The following is a 19,333-nucleotide window of genomic DNA, read 5'->3' as shown; positions in this document are numbered from 1 at the left end:
TCTTACCCTGTATTCGGATGGAACTTTCATCAGGCAAAGCAATCGAGGCAGAACGTAGGCGGGATGACTCCCATTCGTGCGGAGAGGTTGTCAATGACTTTCCGTCGTTCACGGTTGCCCCTCGCTTTCGCAAAATCATTGCGGTGAACACCGCTGCGAACAAGTGCCGACGCGAAACCGATATTCTGTGCGCCACCGATATCGTGTTCCAGGCTATCACCGACCATCAAAAAACGATCGGGTCGGACGTCCGGGAACGCCCGTTGGACGGCGTTGTAGATCGCGGCGTGTGGCTTGCCATACCAGAGGACTTCTCCACCCATCGTGCAAAACCGATCGGCCAGATGCCCCGGCGAAATGACCAATCCACCGGCGCGCGGCGATGACTTGTCGGGGTTGGAGCAGATCACGGGAATTCCGTCCGCGAGCGCTTTGTCGAACACACCGTCATAGTCATCCTCCCGGGCTTCGTCGGAGAGCCCCATCAGCAAAATCGCGTCGACGCTTTCGTCGAACGTGTCGCGCAGCTCAATCCTCTCGCACCCGGCCCCCCAATCGATCGCATCCCGGAACGTCGCGCAAATCGGAAACAAGGTTTTGGGCACCGTGCCGTGCACCGTCAGGCGTCCATTTCGGATATCGTCCCACAACGCTTCACCGGACGTGACCACTTCGCCGATGCGATCCATCGGCAAGCCGATTCGCTGCATGCGCGCCCGGTTTAATTCCGAGCGTTTTCCTGAATTCGAGACGACAATCATTTCCTTGCCGTGATCGGCCAGCATCCCGATCGCTTCGATCGCGTGTGAATAAGGCGTCGTGCCATCATGCAACACGCCCCATTGATCGAGGACGGCAACATCAAATTCGGCCAAGACTTCCCGCAGTGTGTCGATGAATTGCGTCATGAACCATGCCAATCAGATGGAAAGTTTTGAGCAATCATCAACCCACCAGCAGTAACGCACAAGCCCATGCGGAAGGATTGGAGAGCGTGACTGTCCTGCCTCTCGCGGAATTGGACCGGCGGTAGTGCCCTGGTTCAACGGAACTTGGAATGCTGAATCCGGCGTAGAACAAACTGACGTCAGAAAACTCGGCTTCACGCATTCGCACGCCAAAGTCCAACCGCCGCCGTGCCCTTTCTCGCTTCGCACCTATCCCTGCTCCCCAACCCAATACCTACGGCGGGGTCGTCTCGATCCACGCGCATTTGCCGAGTTCGATTCGCGACAAACTGTACCCGCTTTTAGTGCAATCATTAAAACCGGGCGGCATCCTGATCCTCGAAGCGTATTCAGAAAACCAACGTGCTCGTGGCACGGGGGGGCCTAGCGATTTGGACCTGCTGATGACGTGCGTCAAGATCGAGAGGGAACTCACCGGACTGGAAACCATCCTGCTGCACGAAACCGAACGCGATGTGGTCGAAGGCAAGTTTCACACCGGCATGGCCTCCGTGATCCAATTCATCGGCAAAAAGCTCGACTAGACCGGCGTCGGAGACATCGCCCGAATGGCCCTCGCCGAACCAAATCTAATTGTCACTTGCGTCGACATTTTATCCGGCGCGACGCTTCCCGAAGTGGCTCGCGCCAGCTTCTGGAATCTCCTGCGGGACGTTCATCCACGTCCCGTTACAATCGGCGTCTTGATCTCACCGTCTTTTTCCGAAACGCCATTGCCGCACGACTCTTGAACAACGGCGCGTCGTGCGACTGACGCAAAGGTCCTTTGAGTCGAAGAAAAAACGAATCGATCACACATCGCCAGTCACGTGAGAGTCGTGGGGCTGAGGATCAACGCGTGGGCCCCGCGAGATCAAAACGCTTGCACCGTTTCCACGCGAATGACCTTCGGCCAGAATATCTCAGAAGCCACATCTCAGAAGCCATTGCCCCCCCTAGCCTAGGGCAACGCCCAAGGGTGTGTTCAAGGAGACATTGCCGCGGTTTGCCGCTGGCGGAGACGAGATCGCGAGACGACCGTCAGGCGATCGCGTCTTTGGGAACCAGTTTCAGAAACGGCTTTTCATGGGGTCAAACAATAGGAGGCGTAAAGGCAGGCGAGCCAATATGCTGGCACGACCCACTGGGCTCGCAACAGCAGCCATGGCTGCTCTGTTGGACGATCTCGCGGGTCTTCCGTAGCCGCATTACTTTTGCCTTTGCCCCGTCCTCGAGAGTTGACGAGGTATCGGGAAATCATACCGACCGAAACGCCTGCCAAGAAAAACCCAACATGCCCCGCAACGGTGTCATTCTTGTTCGAGCTAAACGCTACCTGAGCCATTAGAAGCCAGAAGAAAAAGCCAACAAAGCCGCTCACTGCCGTAAGCGCTCGTTGCCAATCAGTTGCTTGTCGATAGTTCAAGTACCGACCGAGACCGGCACCAACCGCGAGGGTGATCAATCCCATTCTCTTTCCATCCAAATAGACTGCACTTCGACACGCTTTCGGTACCGATTTGTTCGACACTCGATCGCGATGCGTTTGCCGTCATGATAGGCAATCAGGCTCCAGCGAGACTCTGCATTGTTGGGCAAAACTTCGACTTCGCGCCAATACGACGACCATCGTGTGAAGGCGTTTCGCGGTATTGACAGCTGATCATCCGCTGGAATTTCCGCCAGATTGCATGAACAGGCATTCGCGGACATGGGCGAATTCCGATCTGTCTCGGCGCGGAGCCCTCCCCCTTTTTTACTGTCACCCCGGATGCCAGACGTATCGGCCTGACGACCAGAAACGATCCGAAACGACTTCGCCACGTCGGTGTCCGCCACCGCTGGTGCGTCAGGGGTTTGGCTAAAACGCTGCGGTTGGTCCAACTTCTGCGCCTTAGACGAGGATGGGGTTTGTCCAATTATGGCAACGATCTTGCCCCTAAGCGGAACCGTTTCGCGAGCAATCGATGTGCGTTTTGGCGAGCATCGGCGTTAATACTCCCGTGCCTCCCGCGATGAGTTGGTGAATGTTGGCACGGTCAAGGGAGAGATGCGTTTTGCTTTGGGTGGTGCGTTTACGGATCCAGAATACATGTTCTCTGATCCACACCTAGAGCCCGCACTCAGCCGAACACAAACGATCGGATTCAGACCACAACAGGCGATATGACGACTGTATTCGACAGGAATCTGTTGGAGAGGCACGGTTACTCTGACTCATGTTGGAGCAGAGGGTCCATCGACGGCTGGCGGCTTGTTCATTTTCCAATGTCGCCGATCACTCCGTGATCGTAGCGTCCTTTACGAATCGATTCTGGAAAATTCGTCGACATTAAGTTGGCCGACCACTGCTGCGTTCCCCAAGCCACTTGCCGAATTCCGATTGCAGGTCGTCCATCGGATGGGGCTCGCCATCGCGGGTGCCTCCCAAGTCGGCGAAGAGATCGTCAAACGCATTCAAGTGATCTCCCGATCCGAGCGTGCAATCCGTTTGTCCTTCTGAATCGTATCCGAGTAAACGGGCACACCGTTTGTGCCCCCTTCCATGGGCCAGCATTTTCGGAGTTCGCCCCCGTTTGTCTTCCGCGTTTGGATCGGCGCCGTGCCCAAGGAGCCATCGGATGGTTTGCTCGTGCCCAAAAAATGCAGCCAGGTGCAACGGTGTCGCGCCCCAATTTGTCGTTGCGTTGACTGATCCGCCATGTGCCAGCAAGAGACTCATCGCGTCGATCCGCGAATCACCCACTCGAGCCGAGTCATGCAACAGTGTGACCCCCGTCCCAAATCGCAATCGAGCTTGTGAGGGGTCCTGCTCCACCAATCGTTTGGCCAACGCGGGCTGACGCAGGTCGATGGCAAGTTTCAGGTCCGGCTGGGCCCCGCGTGAAAGTAGGTGTTTGAGCATCTCCGCGTTGCCGCTCGACACGGCACCATAAATCGGCAGGAGCCCCCAACTATCACGTCGATTCAAGTCTGCCCCTTTTTCCAACAGCAGATCGACGATCCGCGGCGTGCCATGCGAGCAAGCCCGCGCGAGGGTCGTCCAACCGCTCCGTGTCGTGACCCGCCAGTCGGCACCGGAGTCCAACAGCAGTTTGATCAACTCAACGTTCCTGCTCTCGATCGCCAGACGCAAGATGGGAGATTGATCGTCATCGAGGGCTTTGGCGTTGGATAGGCCGCGGTTTTTATCGAGTAAGTCACGAACCCGTGCCACATCACCGGATTGAACCGCGGCGACCATCGCCGATACCTGTTCGGAGGTGACCGGCATCGCTTGCCCAAACGCGTCGTAGAGCGACATGTCGTCCCTCCACAACTGACGCAGTCGATCGAGCATCCTGGCAAAAGTCTCCTGGAGTGCCATCAAGTGCTCGGCTCGCTGGGCCACGTGGCAAAACGCCGCCATTCGAACCATCAAACGCTGACGATTGGTCGACGTTCCTTTGGGCGTTTCGTATTCAACGGCACGGTCAAAAAGCTGCGCCATGTTCTCCAACAGCCAATACCCGCAGGCTTCGGCCACGGCTCGGAAATACACCGTATCGTCCTCGGCCGCTGGACAGCCTTTCGCCAACTCGCGTCGATAAGCGCTCTCCATCGCTTGTACTGCCGACTCCGGAAGATCGCGAACGCACCAGCAGGTTGGAAAACGGATCCAGCCATAGACACCGTCGAGCAGTGCGTGCCGAAAACTGGCGAACTCGAAATCGATCAGATACAGTCGATCCTCCGTGATCCTGCAGTTGTCGGGACAGGCATCACAATGGGTGAATGCCAGAAAGTCACCTGGCTCGGCCATGGCGCTGGCAATGCGCTCGATGTCACGGTCGACACCAGGAACCAGATCGACTTTCAACCATTCGCATCGTTCCGCAAAGTAGGGTCCGGCCTCTCGAGCATGCTGCGCCAATCGGTGACGATGGGCCGTGTCGCCCGGCCCCAAGACGCCACGGATTGATTGATATTCGCTTTCGCGGCCGATTGTCTGAGCGTGCATTCGCCCCAGTGAGCTGGCCAGCAGTTTCAAACCGTCCATTGCCTCCGATTCGCTTGAGCGAGTCAACAAGTGGTCCAGGTCCACGGTGTGACGGAGATCTTCCATCAAGAAGAAGCCTGATTCGCGATCGCCACCGTACCATTCGGCACACGCAAGATTTTGATCGCCAAGGGAACCAAGAAACTGCAGGCCGGCCCAATCGCGGAACAGGCCCACCGCGGGACGCGATTTGGGGTCGTCAGGATCGTAATTGCGTTGGCGTGCCCGTTTGAGAATGACCGAGGGCGGGGCACCATCGGGAGCCCCGCTTAGCTTGCACCGCAACACCATATTCCGTGCCCGTCGCTCCGAGAGCTGCGTCACCTCGCCCAATCGAACGGGGCCGTCCCAGCGATCGCTGAGGATCCGTTCAACGCGTTCGAGAAGCTCGTGATGTTCAGCTTGATCTTGCAGCACGTCGTCCACCGTCCGATTCACATCGTGTCAGATCAAGTCTCAAAGAACAACGCCTCGACTTCACTCCAGAACGCCTCACCGTCCTTGAGTTTGTCCGTCTTGTCATCATCCGCTTCCGACGCAATGAACCAATCGGCTCCACTGCCGCCACCGCCTTTCAGATTGTCTTTCGAGCCGTCACTGATCTGAACATGGTTCATCAAAGTGTATTCGCCATTGAGAGCTCCCGCGTCACCAGTTGCGTCAAAGACATTGTTGACACGGTCTTCAAACGTGTTGTTCAAACGCGTCCACTCATCCATGATCGCACACATCGCTGCGAGGTTGTTGTTGTCATAGTCCGTCGTCCCTCCGATCAAAATGTCCTCGTCCTTGTCGCCCTTGATCGTGTCCTTCCCAATGCCACCAATGAGGATGTCTCGGCCCTTGTTTCCGTCCATCTTGTCGTCCCCGGGCCCACCGATCAGCACGTCATCTGACTTACCACCTTTCAATTTGTCATCGCCGTCGCCGCCAAACAGGAATCCGCGGAGACCGTCGAGGTCGCCATGGATTTTGATGTCGTCGTTGCCATCGAGCCCGTAAATGACAATCTTGCTGATCACGCCTTCGTGATCTGCGGGATCGACGATCTGCTCATGCTTGAACGTCCCCATCGAACCAGAGCCGGCCATCGAGCCCGTCTTGATCGTGATCTTGAACAAGCCACCCACCGAGCCCATGGATCCCATCGAACCCATGGATCCCATCGAACCGAGCTTCACCTCAATCTTGTCGTCAAATGACGAACCGTTGACGTAGAGTACTTTTGTATTGTCGAGGTCCCCATCGCCCACCACGACGCTGTTCTCCAAATCATCGTCGAGAATCGTTCCGATTGCCTGTGCGTCTCCGATGATCACACGAGTTTCATCGCCCTGGGAATCAAACTGTGGATGGGTCAGGTTGGCTTCCAGCGTTTCGTCGGACTCGACAAAGTAGTCTGCGTTGACCACCACCGTCACGGTGGTCAATGTCGAGACGCTATCACCGGCGATCGTCGCGATGTGGCTCACGATGTCCGTGTAGTCGACGCCACCGCCCTTTGCTTGGCCCAGGATTTCCGCCGTGTCGACTTGCACCGTCAAGTCTTCTTCGGACGGGTTCGTTGACGCAATTGTGAAAACCAAATTCGATGTTCCGCCTGAGCCCTCGACTACCGAAGCGTCGGCGATCGTGATCGAAGCGGTGTCGGTGTTGATGATCGTGCCGGTGGCGGTGTCACTGGTAGCAACGTCGGTCGCGTCGATGGTTGGCGATCCGGCCGGAATGATTGCACCGAGGCTGACGAGAAAACTCTCGTCGCCTTCAACAATCGAGTCGTCATCGACCGTGACCACGATGTCCTGCGACTCACCGGCAATTCCGGCAAACGTCAAGGTGCCATTGGGCAAACTCGTGATATCGTTTGTCTCGGTGTCGTTTCCGCTGATCGCGTAATCGACCGTGAACCCGTCTTCGACGTGGTCGTCGAGGATGGCTTTGAAGGTGTAGGTGCCGAGTTCTTCGTCCTGGACGATGTCGTCGATCGTGATCGATGCCGTGTCCGTGTTGACGATCGTCCCGGTGGCAGTGTCACTGGCAGACACGTCCGCAGGAACGAAGGCCGGCGTTCCAGCCGGGACGATCACACCAAGGCTGACAAGAAAACTCTCGTCGCCTTCGACGATCGAGTCGTCATCGACGGTGACGACGATGTCCTGGGCTTCGTTGGCATTGCCGGCAAACGCCAATGTTCCGCCGGGCAAACTCGTGATGTCGCTTGATTCGGTATCGTTGCCGCTGATCGCGTAATCGACCGTGAATCCGCCATCGACCGGGTGGTCGAGGATGGCCTTGAAGGTGTACGACCCTGATTCTTCGTCCTGGCTCAAATCGGCGATCGAAACCGTCGCCGTGTCGTCGTTGCGAATGGTCAACTGAGTCGTGTTTTGGTCGTTGATCAAGGCGTTGTTCACTGCGGTCACGGTCAACAGGATCGTTTCGTCGAGCTCGACCATGTTGTCCGAGTGAATCGGTACTGGGATGGAGAGCGTTTGCACACCCGGATCAAATGTGACCAGCATGGGGAAATCGCTGTCATCGAAATCGCTGTCATCGAAATCGATGCCGCCGGCGGTTGCGGAGCCTCCGCTGATGTCGACCAAGACCTGCGAAGTGACTCGATCGGTATTGCGTTCCAGCGTCACGACGTGGCTGGTCCCGACGCCTTCAAGATCACTGAAGCTCGCCTGCGAGAACTCGACCATCGCGAGCACGACGTCCACGTTGAATGTATCGGTGTAGACCCCACCATCGCCGTCATCGACGGTGACGCTGACCGCGTAGTCTCCGGTGACGGCAAAGGTGTGTGCCAGATCGAATGTTTTGGCGATCGGGTCAAAGGGAACCACTTGTGGCCCCGTTCCGTCCGCGTAATCCACGGTAACGGTCCACTGATCGGCACCGGGATCGGTGAATGCAATGCCGGTTCTTTCAAAATGCCCGAATGTGTCCGGTCCCAGGTAGACCGAAGGCCCGGCCTCAAACGAAGGCTTCACGTTGGCGACCGTAAAGCTGCGAATGAAGGCGGCGTTGCCACGGTCGTCGTTTGTAGCGCTCAAGGTGACGACGTACTGTCCATCATCATCGGCGACAAACTGCAAATCACCTCCTACTGCCTGCAGAGGTGAACCTTGATCGGAAGGATAGGGTTCGCCATCGAGAGTGACTTCCCAGGTAAAGTCGTAGGCGATTTCCGAATCGGCACCCAGTCCAGTCAACGAGACCGTGTCTCCTTCGATCAAGTTCAGCGGCGGGGAAGGAAACGACGGAGCGAGGTCGTCGGCGAAGGACTCGATCCCGGCGTAGGTGATCAGGCTGGTGTCGACATCAAGACTGCCAGCGACATCGGATTGCTGCGTATGCACCACGCGACCGGCCAACCCGTCGCCGACCGTCAGGCTGTTGGTGCCGCCATGACCGCCCTGCACGTGCACGCCAGCAGAGAGAGCATCACTAGGACGATCCAAGTCGATTTCAAAAGAGTTCTGGGCTCCGTCGGCTCCGGACAAGACGATTGGGGTCGGTGAGGAGAGGAAACCACTGAAGACGACTTGCCCATTGTGAGTCAAGTCGACGATCGATTCACGGACGCTGAGGGACACATCGTTTTCATTCGCCCCGGCAGGAACGGTGAAGGACAATGCGTCATTGTTGGAGATCACGCCTTGTGCAAGTTCGCGGCGTAACGCCGCATTCTGTTCGTTCGACAGTGAGAGCAAGAACGACTCGTCGGATTCGAACGCGGTGTCCCCAAAGACTTCTACTTGGATGGTACGTGGCGAGTTATCACCGGGCTCCCATGTCAACGTTCCCTGCACCGCCGCGTAGTCTCCATCGGCGACCATGGCCGTGAAATCTTGCGTAGCGTAGTCGACAGAAATGGTATTCTTTGACTGCCTCGAGGGCTCGACCAGGAATTCGTAAAATGTGCTGCCGTCATCCGTTTCGACATGGGCGACGTCTGACACCCAAAGGGTGACAGGGATCACGTCACCGACCGTAGCCGTGCTGACGCGACTATCCAATGCGTTGCCCGTGCTTGACTGAATGACATCTTGGATGGGTGTCTGCCCGGATGCAGCCTGGGCCAGAGACAAGGCAACTTCGCCGACAGCCACGAGTTCGGTTTGAACCAACTGGGTCAAGTAGTCGATGTCGGTGGATACCGGAATGTCGTCGACATGCTGATTAAGGGCTGCGATCACGTCTGCTGCGCCACTCACGACCGCAGGATCAATGTCGACAGCGGTTTCCGTGATCACGCCTTGGATCACTGCCTCCAGCACGGCCGGTTCGCTGAGGTCCAGTTGCGATCCGGGCACGGAGATTTTGCTCGCCAGATCATTGACGACTTGCTGCGCCAGGAACGTCACGGGGGGAGCATCGGTCGTACCGGAGATCAGATTCGCCGTCTGCAAAATGGTATCCTGCAATTTGATGCTGGCGGCGTAGACAGCCGCCCCGTCACCGTTGCCTACCGACGCTTCTAACATAGGCTGGAACGTGGTTAACTCGACCTGCGGCAGATCGAATGCATCAATCACTCGCTGATGTGCTGCTGGCAGCGATAGTCCCCGCTGATCGATCAACGCTGAAATCAGCGAGGATAGAGGACTGATAATCGACGAACCCACTGGGGCGACCATCGGGGCGGTCATTGATAGTCCAGTGGCTACATTGGTTCCACCAACACCAACGAATTGCCCTTCATTTGTGCTCAGGATACCATCGTTGTCTTGATCGAAGATGGGGGGAATCGAAAGCTCAAGGAAACCATCCGGGGTTGTCTTAGCCGAGACCTCATCGGGTTCACTCGGGTCCTGCGTGCCGTTCCCATCCAAGTCTAGGAAGTCGTGAACGCCGTTCTTGTTCGCGTCAAAGAATACCGTGCCGTCGGATATAGGCCCGTTCACGAACTTGAAGATGTGTTTGCCGAGTCCCACGACGACGAACACTATCCCCCCTGTTATTGAGTCATCTTCTCTCTCTCTCTCTCTTTCCGCCTGGTCGACCTCGATAAACGCGCCTCCGCACGACGTCACGTCCCGATCCATGACCAATCCAGAAATAATCCCAGCGTTTTCCTGGGTTCCGGGAGGACATGTTGATGCCTTCCGATCATCGTCCACGATTGTCAAATGGTGCGTCCTAGTGTCACCGAGTTCAACTGCTGCTGTCTCTTCGAGGCGAATGACAAATGTTTCGCGGGGTTCTTTGATCTCGTCATTTAGAATGGGGATCTTGATTACGCCTGTACGAAAATCTGCTTCAATCACCACTTCATCGGGAACGCTGTCGAAATCTGTTAGCCCTAAACTTCCGCTGTAAGTCATGAACGTCAAAGGTATTCGGAGTCTCTCCGTGGCGGGACTAGAAAGACGAACAGTTACTGACGCGTTTCCGGCATCTTCACTCACAGTCTGTTGCTCTACCGTAAACGTCACCGTTGGCGGAACATCATCGTCATGGATCGAAAGCGTCCTATTGATCGCTCCCCCCAACAATGCGTTCGATGCCGAGGTAGCTGAGACGACAAATGACTCTATCTTCTCGACACGCGTATCATTGATCATCTCGATCGTGATTTGTTTTGATGTCGATCCTTTTGGAATCGTCACCGTATTCGGCATCGTGTAATCGCTATTTCTGAGCGCGATCCCACGGGAGTCGAGCGAAACGGTAACGTCCTTGTTGGTCCTGGCGGACAGTTCGGCGTTGACCGTGATCGAGCTGGCATCTTCGTCGACCGACGTGGTCGTGGAACTGAGGTTCACGAAGGGGTCGTCATCGCGAATCGTTACCGTTTGCTGGCTCCAACTGCCTAGCAGATATTCATTCGAGATTCCGATGTTCAGACCGATTGTTTCATCGCTTTCACTCAGGGAATCGTTGAGGAAACTCAGCGCTGCGGTACCGTCAAGTGGATCGATCAGGCTGCCTTGATAGGAACCGGCAGGGATGATCACTTCGCTCGCCGCGAGGACATAGTCGTTGCCGTTGCTGGCGGTTCCACCGAAGATTTCAATTGGGACCGCGATTTCATGATCCAGGGGATTCGATAGAAAGACTTCGATCGCAACTTTGCCCTCGTCTTCGTACTGCGAATTGGCCGTGCGGTTGAATGACACTCGCGGCGTATCGTTGTCCTCGATCCGGACGAGGTGTGCGGCCGTTGTCCCCAGCGTGGCACCCGTCGGGGCATCCAACTGAACGCGGACGGTCTCCGTGTCCTCGGCAGTCAAATCATCCACGATTGGAATGTCGATGGCCGCGACCGTCTCGCCAGGCTGGAAGACGATTTCAGTAGATGGATCAACACTGAAATCGGCTCCGAGGACGGCGGAGCCAGAAATGGTGAAAGGGACAGTCACGGGATTTGGAGACGGACCAGACAACCGAGCGATCACCGAAACCGTCGCGGCGGACTCGTCGACCAACTGAAAGACGGGCTCGAGATTGACCGATGGAGCATCATTGCGAGGAATCGTCACCACATGCACTGACGGCTGGCTAGCATCCGTGACGGCGTCTGCGTTGATCAGTGGCCCCATCGTCACGACGATCGTTTCGTTGTTTTCGGCCGTTGCGTCGTCGATCACACTGATGGTTGTCGTCGCGTTGAGTTGGCCGGCGGGGATGACGAGTGTTGTCGGCCCGCTGACCTGAAAATCGTCGGGAGATTCTGCTTTTCCGGCGAATTCCACTGGTACGGAAACGTCACGCCCGGAGGGCTGCAAAAGCCGCACCGAAACAATGATCTCGCCTCCGTCTTCGGAGGCAACCTGTCCGGAGCTAGCGAACGCGACCTGTGGTAGTGGATCATTATCAGAGATCTCCACGGTATGAACGATTTCTGTCCCCAAGTTGGCGTTCAGCGGCGTGCCCATCGAAATGATCAGCTCTTCCATCGCTTCATTGATCGCGTCGTTGCTAATGTCGAACGTCGTCGTTTGCTGGGATTGTCCTGATGGAATGTACAAATACGTGTAGGGGAACGAATAATCGCTACCCGCCGCCGCGCTGCCTGACAACACCAGTGGCACCACGACATCCGCGTCCGTTGGCGTGTCCAGAGTCGCGGAGAGGGTGAGCTGGCCGGCGTCCTCGGAAACGGATTGATCGACGCTGTCAAAGTTGATGGTGGGGATGATCGTCGCGCCCGCGCCGACTTGCACTGTCGTCCAGCCGGTGGCGGATCCTCCGTCTTCGTCCAAGACCCGAACATTGACCGGATAGACTCCCGGATCGGCGAAGGTATGTGACGCGGCACCCAAGTCGTTGGTGATTTCAAATGCACCGTCGTTGTCGAAATCAAACTCGTAGCTCAGAGTGTCGAGCAGCGTGTCGACGGCATTGACGATGATTTCAGCGGAGTTGCCAGGATCGACAAAGCCCGGGTTGCTAATCGAGAGTATTTGAGGAGCGGCGTTCGAGACGGTGACGGTCATCGTGTCCGTATGCGAACCGCCATATCCGTCGTCCACGGTCAGTGAGACCGTGTAAGTGCCGTTGTCCTCGAAGACGTGCAAAGGTTGGGGACCTGAACCGACGTTGCCGTCATCGAAATCCCAGGAGTAGGTCAGTGCGTCGCCATCGGAGTCCGTCGAGCCTGAGCCATCAAAGGCAATCGGTATTCCCTCCACTGCGACACGATTAAAGCCGGCGTCTGCCTCCGGTAAAACATTGGTCACGGTCACCGTTTGGCTGGCGCTACTGCTCAGCGAGTCATTCGTACGATCATTGTCGTCATCGGTCGCCGTCATCGAGATCGTGAACGTCCCGATGCCGTACGCGTCGAAGTTGAAATTTCCCGACGCGGAATTGGACGTGTGAATCGTTGCTCCGTTGTGGGAAATGACGACACTGGAAGAATCGATTCCAGAATCCTGGTCCGTTGCGGACCAAGAAAAGGCTTGTGGCTGAGTGTGGTTCTCCAAGCCGGACGAGCCGCCCAAAGAAATCAAGGGAGCGCTCTTGTCGTCGTCGTCCAAGGTATACGAACGGGTCGCCGTGACAGACTGGTTTTTCGCATCGGTGGCAACGACCGTGATTTCATATTTGCCGAGCCCGGCATTGTTACTCGGAGAAAGCGTTGTCGTCGTTGTGCTAGTGGACGAGGAAACGGTGGTGTTTCCACGTTTTACCACAGCAGAGACGCTGGACAGATTGTTGTCTGGATCCGATGGCGTGTAGGTGAACGAGTGAGTTTCATTGTCCAACACTGTCCCGTTGGTCCCCGTCAATGCGATCGATGGTGGCGAATTGAGAGTTCCAGTGAGAGCGACTACATCAATGAACCAGTCGTCAAAGCCGGTCGTCCCAAAAGCCCCCCCGGAATCAGACGCATAGGCATTGAAACGGAAAGCAAAATTGGAGTGAAATGCCCCCGCAGGTAAATTTACGCTTCTGGAGAGAAAACCGTCTTGATCAAAAGAGGGGAAGCTTGGCTCAAACGCGGATACATCGTGGCTAGCCAGCGTTGCCCATCCGCCATTTGACTTACGATACTGGACGTAAAGGTCGTCTACCGTTTCTGGCGCATTCTCATTCCCACCGGCCTGGACATAATAGCTCAACGACGCCGAAACGTAGTTTTGCAAGTTGATCGTTTTGGACCGCAACTCTTCTCTGACACCATCGAGTTCCGCCGCATACGTGCCCAACACTTGACTGCAGTTCGGGAGATTACAGGAACTGACAAACATCTTGGGACCTGAAGTTCCTTTGTCCCAATCGACGCGCGCATCCCTCACCGACCATTTTGAGCTGCTCAGGGAACCGGATTCGAAGTTGTCGCTGAAGATGGTGGCGAGCAACCGGCGGCTTTCCAGGGGTTCGAGCAACATTCTCCGTCGTTGAGCGCGTTGTCTCCGCTGCTCGCGCCTTTTATTTGTTCGTCCGACGCCTGCCCCGTTTTTACCGAAGAATCCCTGCCGCATGGCGCAGTTCCCTGTGTTCGAATCATGATGTTAGAGTGGCAAACAGTCCCCTCATCAGGGACTTGCCGAGTTGCTGCCAGATTTCACAGGATTTCTTCGAAAATTTGTCGCTCTCGGAAAAATAATGATCCCAGAGGCGTTCGGCCACGCCTGAGTGGCAGAGGGGTATGGGGCCCCGAGATGTCGCAATTTGCTGTTGCGCGACAACGGCCATGATTGCCGTTTTTCCCTGGAAAACACCAGCTCGACACGCGAGCGAGTGGAATCCGCCGCAAGAGATTCACTCGTTTGCGCTTCGAGCTGGAAAACGAGCAAAAGTGGCGTTGTCTAACTTGTGTTCCGATGACTTGGCGGATCTCACTCAATCGACCAGCCGTCGGCGAATGATTCAGCGCACCTGAGTGCCGTCATTTCGGCCCGCCGGCCGCGTTTTCATTCGCTGAGAGTCCCGTCTCGAGCAGGTGCAATGTTCCGTCGTCCAACAGGCAGGCGAGGTTTCGGGCGTCGGAGCTGAAGCCAAGTTGCCGGATCGGACTCGAAAAACTTCTCAACACGAACAACGGTTGCCCAGTTGCGACATTCCACAACCTCACCTCGCCATCTTCGCTGCCAGTGACCAACGTCCGGCCATTCGGATGAAGACAAGCTGCGAACACCCGATCGTTGTGACCGACGAGCGTCGCCAACCGATTGCCCCTGGCGTCCCAAAGTACTGCCGAGCGGTCGTGGCTGGCGGTGGCAAATAACTGGCCGTTGCGAGAAAACCTGATTTGGCTGATCGCGTTGTCGTGCGCGTCCGCGACCCTGTCAGGCTGAGATCCGAGACGCCAGATCAAAAGGTCGTGTCGATCATGACAGACCAGGGTGGGCGGTTCCGTGTTTGGTTGAAACGCCATCGCCTGGCAATCCGCCGCGGCCATGGCGAAACGTCGCTTGCCGCTGTGGACGTCGTAGACGCGGATCACACCCTCGTGTCCTGGCACAGAGTTTTTGGTTCTCATGCCAACCACCGCGATCAATCGCTCATCCGGTGAAAATACAATCTTGCTGACAAAACCTTTGCCGGATACATCGATGCGACAGGTGCGAGTGGAGGACGCAAGGTCCCAGATTTCGATCGCCGGGCCCGGGCCGCCGACGGCCAGCCATTGATGGGACGGCGACGTCTGGACGGCGGTGATCGAATTCAAATCGCTCGTGAGGATGTCGACGAGCGAGCCATCGGCGACCTCGCCAATCGTGGTGCTATTTTGATGGACGGTCATGATCCGTCCATCATCCCCCATGGCAAATCTCCGAATGGGCTGCTCGGCGGGTCCAGAGACCGATTGCATTGTCTCTTGTCCGAACCTCCAGCGGACCAGTCGACCGTCTTGACCGGTAGAAACCGCTGCGCCGTTGCCGATCGACTGAACCGAGTAGACTCGGCCCAGATGCGCTTCCCAACTGGCGATCTGTCGCATCGCATGGGTGCGTACGAATTGAGTATCGGTCTCTCTTTGCAAACCTGCGACGCCCCCTTTTTGCAGTTGATCTGCAAGATCGTCTTTCGTCGTCAGCTGGACCGAATCGGGACGGACCATGGCGATCGGGAGCGGAGACGCTGTCGTCGTGCCCGATCGTAGCTGTCCCGAATCCATCGGTTCCCAGACACGTAGGACACCTCCGTGATCGCCGGCAATGACGGTTCGTCCGTCGGACGCAAACCCGACGCTTGAGATGCTGTCGAAATGGGCGGCGCACCAGAATTGCGTCGGATCGTCCAAATGGAATGCCGCCACGATGCCTGCTTTGGTGCCCAGTACAACCATTCCTTCATCAGACGAGGCAACACAATTGACCGACGCGTTTCCGGGCACGATTGCTTGGATGCAACGTTTCGATGTCGTATCCCATACACTAGCGACATGATCAGATCCCGCCGAAACCAGCCAACGTCCGTCATCGGACAGACTGATCGCTTCGACGGACCTGCGGTGGCTGCCAAGAACGTTTTCCGCAGTCGAGTTCCCTGAGATCGGCCAGACCTTGATCTGCCGATCCGCTCCACAAGAGATGACGCCACGGTCATTTGGCACCCACGCCACCCCGTAGCTTTGGCCATCGTGAGCGGAGATCCGCCGTCGTTTCTGACCGGTTTGTGAATCCCAGAGACAGACCGTTCCGGTGTCGCCCGTCGTGGCAAGCCTTGTGCCTGTTTGATCAAACACAACTTGATTGACTTCGCCTTGTTCGGTGGGGAACTGGCAGACCAAATCGCCGCTGGACAGATCAAGCACTCTGACGTTGGCGTCTTGTCCAGCAAACGCAATTTTGTTGCCATCAGGAGAGACACAAACACTATACAACGCACCCTCTGTGGTCCAAAGTTCTTTTGACGCGGTCTTGGTGCGTTCACAAAGTAGATCGTATTCAAAGCCGTGTACGCAATGGTCGGTCTCGACTTGTTGATGTAAATGGAGGATTTCGGAGAGACGCGAAAGGTCACCGACCCTTTCGGCTTGGCCGGCCGCATGCATGTTGGCCACATAGAGCAACTGTGTGGTCCGGCGATGACTGATTTGGTATTGGCGAACAGCCTCCTGGGCATGCATCGCGTTTGCCTCTGCTGTGACCAACGCTCGCTTCGTAGCGAGCTGAGATAGGAAAATGGCAATCGTGCTGCACCCCAAAACGACGATGAGCAGCAGTCCATAGAACGAGGCGAACAGCAATCGCCTGCGATGTCTCCAGAACCAACGGGCGGCAACCTCTTGGAAACTCAGCCGTTTGGCGTTGATCGGCTGGCGATTGAGAAATCGTTCCAAATCATTCGCCAAGCTTTCTGCTGACTCGTAGCGATCCGCCGGATCTTTTGCGGTCGCTCGGAGAACGATCGTCTCGAGATCGACGGGAATACTCGCGTCAACGTGTCGTAACGGAAGCGGTTCGTCATGGAATACTTGTGCCAGCAATTGTGCCGGTGAGGTCTCCGGAAAAGCAGGGCGACCGGCAGCGATCTCGTAGAGCGTCAGCCCGAGCGAATAGATGTCGGATCGCGCGTCAATCGGTTTTCGATTTCCTGAAGCCTGTTCCGGACTGATGTATCGCAGCGTCCCGACGATGTCTCCGGTACGCGTCAATGCCGATTGGTGTGTGTGTTGCGCCAGCCCAAAATCGGTTAAGTGCACTTTGCCTTGCTCGTCAAAGAGCAGATTGGATGGTTTGATGTCGCGATGGAGAACGCCGCTGTCGTGTGCGTATTGCAACGCCCTCGCGACAGTCAAAGCGACGCTGGCACCCCATCGTCGACTGTCCGGTCCATGCTCAGGAATCCAAGTCAGGTGGGACGAATTGGCAAGCGGTTTTGACCGATCGAGATCCTCCGTTTCATCGGTGTCGGGTTCCGAGTTTGTTGCAAGTCGTTTTCGAGACGGACTTCCCTGTCGGATGATATCTGCCAGCGATGGGCCGCCGATGTATTCCATCGCGTAATAGTGAATGTTCCCTTCACAACCGATGGAGATGACCGACACGATATTCGGGTGACGCAATTGCGCTGCAATGAACGCTTCGTTAGCAAATCTCTGTCGTTGCAGGTCGGTCGAGAGCAGAGGCAAAAGCAAAATCTTTAATGCGACGCGTCGCCGGAGCGAAACCTGCTGCGCTTCATAGACGATCCCCATGCCGCCCCGGCCGATTTCTCGAACAATCCGAAAGTCGTCCAATTGCTGGCCGGCTGACAGTGCCGTCGCTCGATCCGGTGCGCTCGGCGAATCACACTGTCCGAAAAACTCAAGCGTGGCAACCATTTCCAGAATCGCTTCGGCGTGTTCAGGGTGAGCGATCAAATGACTTGCGACGTCAAAGTCACTTTCTGTTTCAGCACGAGCGTGATAATCCTCTGCGATGTCTGCAAGGATGCGGGTGAGTTCGTCGTCAGAGTCTGCCGATCCTGACGAATCGTCCTCAAGAGCGGACAACCCACGGACATCGCTCATTGGCCGAGCCCGGAGGTCGTGAGCGATCCTCGAACGAGTCGTTGAAATCGGCCGAGTGCTCGGACATAACGCATCGCGGCAGCTGTCTCGCTGATCCCAAGCGATTTTGCCAGATCACGGTTGCTGCGTCCGTCGAATTGCCTCGCAACGATGATCTCGCGATCAGACGGCTTGAGCTGGTCCAAGGCCTGATGCACTTGAATGTGCGATTCACGCTTAGCGATTTGTTGGCTGGGAGACGAATCATCCGAGACCAATTGATGCGTTTGGAGATCGGACGACCGTTCGGATTGGCGATGCTCTCGAATCAGCGAACGGCAAGCGGTAAAGATATGGGCACGGTTGGTTTTGATGACTCGCTGCGCGGCAATTCCACGCAGCCACACAGACAGGGGAACTCGAGGATGAGCAAGAAACCCTTGGATCTGAAGCTGCACGTCCAAGAATACTTCTTGGATGACATCCGACGCGCCCACTCGAATCTTGACTCGCGAATCGAGAAGTTGATGCACGTAATTCTGAAGACGCTCGCGGTTCGCTTCGAAAACTTGGGCGATCGCTTCGGTATCCCCACGCCCCGCACGTTGGACCAGGAAGTCCCAATTTGTAGCGTTCTTCAATGTCTACTCCCATTAACGAAGTCTTTTCATCTGACGCCGCATTGTACACGGTTTCGGGCGTGGAAGGATCTACTTGCGCATCTGGCGTCTTGGCCGGGGCCGTTGACCGCGACCAGATGTGCTGGGTCGAGAAGAAGCACTCGGAGAACGTAACCGTGTCGGCACCACTTGCATCCTTATCGCTCGGCAGGACGTCGCTCAATGTCTGCTGGCCATTTCCGTCGAAATAGTTTGCCGTGCTGGTCACCATGAACGTCGCCAGCACGAGGCGGGTTTTCAGTTCCTCGACAAAAATTCGACGCCGGCGCATAGGGTTTGCGGTGATCCGTTCATCAAGTTGCGTCACTGCAAGGAGATAAGCCGCAAGGGTTCAACCATTGCATTGTCAACCCGTGCATTGCGTAGCAACCTTGTCGCCGACCCGCGTGAATGGATCAACGGCCGCGACCGATCCGAAATCGTATTCAATGTGCCGGCTGGCATCCTGCGGATTATGAACCGCGACCTAATCGGCGCCGGGATCGACAAGACCGACGCGGACGGATGCGTTGCTCACGTTCATGCGCTCAGGCATTCATTCGGGACCCACCGATCACGGGCCGGCGTGGCACCCAGGGTTGCCCAAGCGGCAAGCGCCAATGCAGCACAGCGAGATCGCGTTGTACAGCGGGGACAGCGGAGACAGAGCACTCTCAGTTGGGACAGGGACAGCGGGGACAGTTGGACAGCGGGGACAGAGCACTCTCAGTTGGGGTTGCGGGCAGACGCGACCGAGATAGGATCCAATCCGCTTCTCTTCTCTAATCTC

6 protein-coding genes are annotated in these 19,333 nt (G+C 56.4%); 1 reads left to right on the top strand and 5 read right to left on the bottom strand.

What is annotated here, in order from left to right; genetic code table 11:
- Positions 1-29: 29 nt before the first annotated feature.
- A complete protein-coding gene (locus Enr13x_RS13380; RefSeq protein WP_145386743.1) occupies positions 30-908 on the bottom strand; it encodes a TIGR01459 family HAD-type hydrolase in 879 nt (292 codons plus the stop codon).
- A 344-nt stretch (positions 909-1,252) separates the two neighbouring features.
- Between Enr13x_RS13380 and Enr13x_RS13375 the strand changes: the two genes are divergently transcribed.
- On the top strand, positions 1,253-1,492 hold the full coding sequence (locus Enr13x_RS13375) for a hypothetical protein (RefSeq protein WP_145386741.1): 240 nt from the start codon (positions 1,253-1,255) through the stop codon (positions 1,490-1,492).
- A 1,787-nt stretch (positions 1,493-3,279) separates the two neighbouring features.
- On the opposite strand, the gene Enr13x_RS13370 is transcribed toward Enr13x_RS13375, so the two are convergent.
- From Enr13x_RS13370 to Enr13x_RS13355, 4 genes are all read right to left on the bottom strand, one after another.
- A complete protein-coding gene (locus Enr13x_RS13370; protein ID WP_145386739.1) occupies positions 3,280-5,424 on the bottom strand; it encodes an ankyrin repeat domain-containing protein in 2,145 nt (714 codons plus the stop codon).
- Between the two features lie 11 nt (positions 5,425-5,435).
- Complete coding sequence (locus tag Enr13x_RS13365; RefSeq protein WP_197456004.1) at positions 5,436-13,205, bottom strand: Calx-beta domain-containing protein; 7,770 nt, start codon at positions 13,203-13,205, stop codon at positions 5,436-5,438.
- A 1,127-nt stretch (positions 13,206-14,332) separates the two neighbouring features.
- On the bottom strand, positions 14,333-17,905 hold the full coding sequence (locus Enr13x_RS13360) for a WD40 repeat domain-containing serine/threonine protein kinase (protein ID WP_145386735.1): 3,573 nt from the start codon (positions 17,903-17,905) through the stop codon (positions 14,333-14,335).
- Positions 17,902-18,525, bottom strand: a complete 624-nt coding sequence (locus Enr13x_RS13355) for an RNA polymerase sigma factor (RefSeq protein WP_145386734.1) — start codon at positions 18,523-18,525, stop codon at positions 17,902-17,904. The genes Enr13x_RS13360 and Enr13x_RS13355 overlap by 4 nt, the downstream gene beginning before the upstream one ends.
- Positions 18,526-19,333 lie beyond the last annotated feature (808 nt).

Origin of the sequence: Stieleria neptunia, assembly GCF_007754155.1 — a bacterium.
In the GTDB taxonomy this organism is placed as follows: Bacteria; Planctomycetota; Planctomycetia; order Pirellulales; family Pirellulaceae; genus Stieleria; species Stieleria neptunia.
Note: the sequence above shows the minus strand (reverse complement) of the source record. Positions and strands in the feature narration are given on the sequence as shown.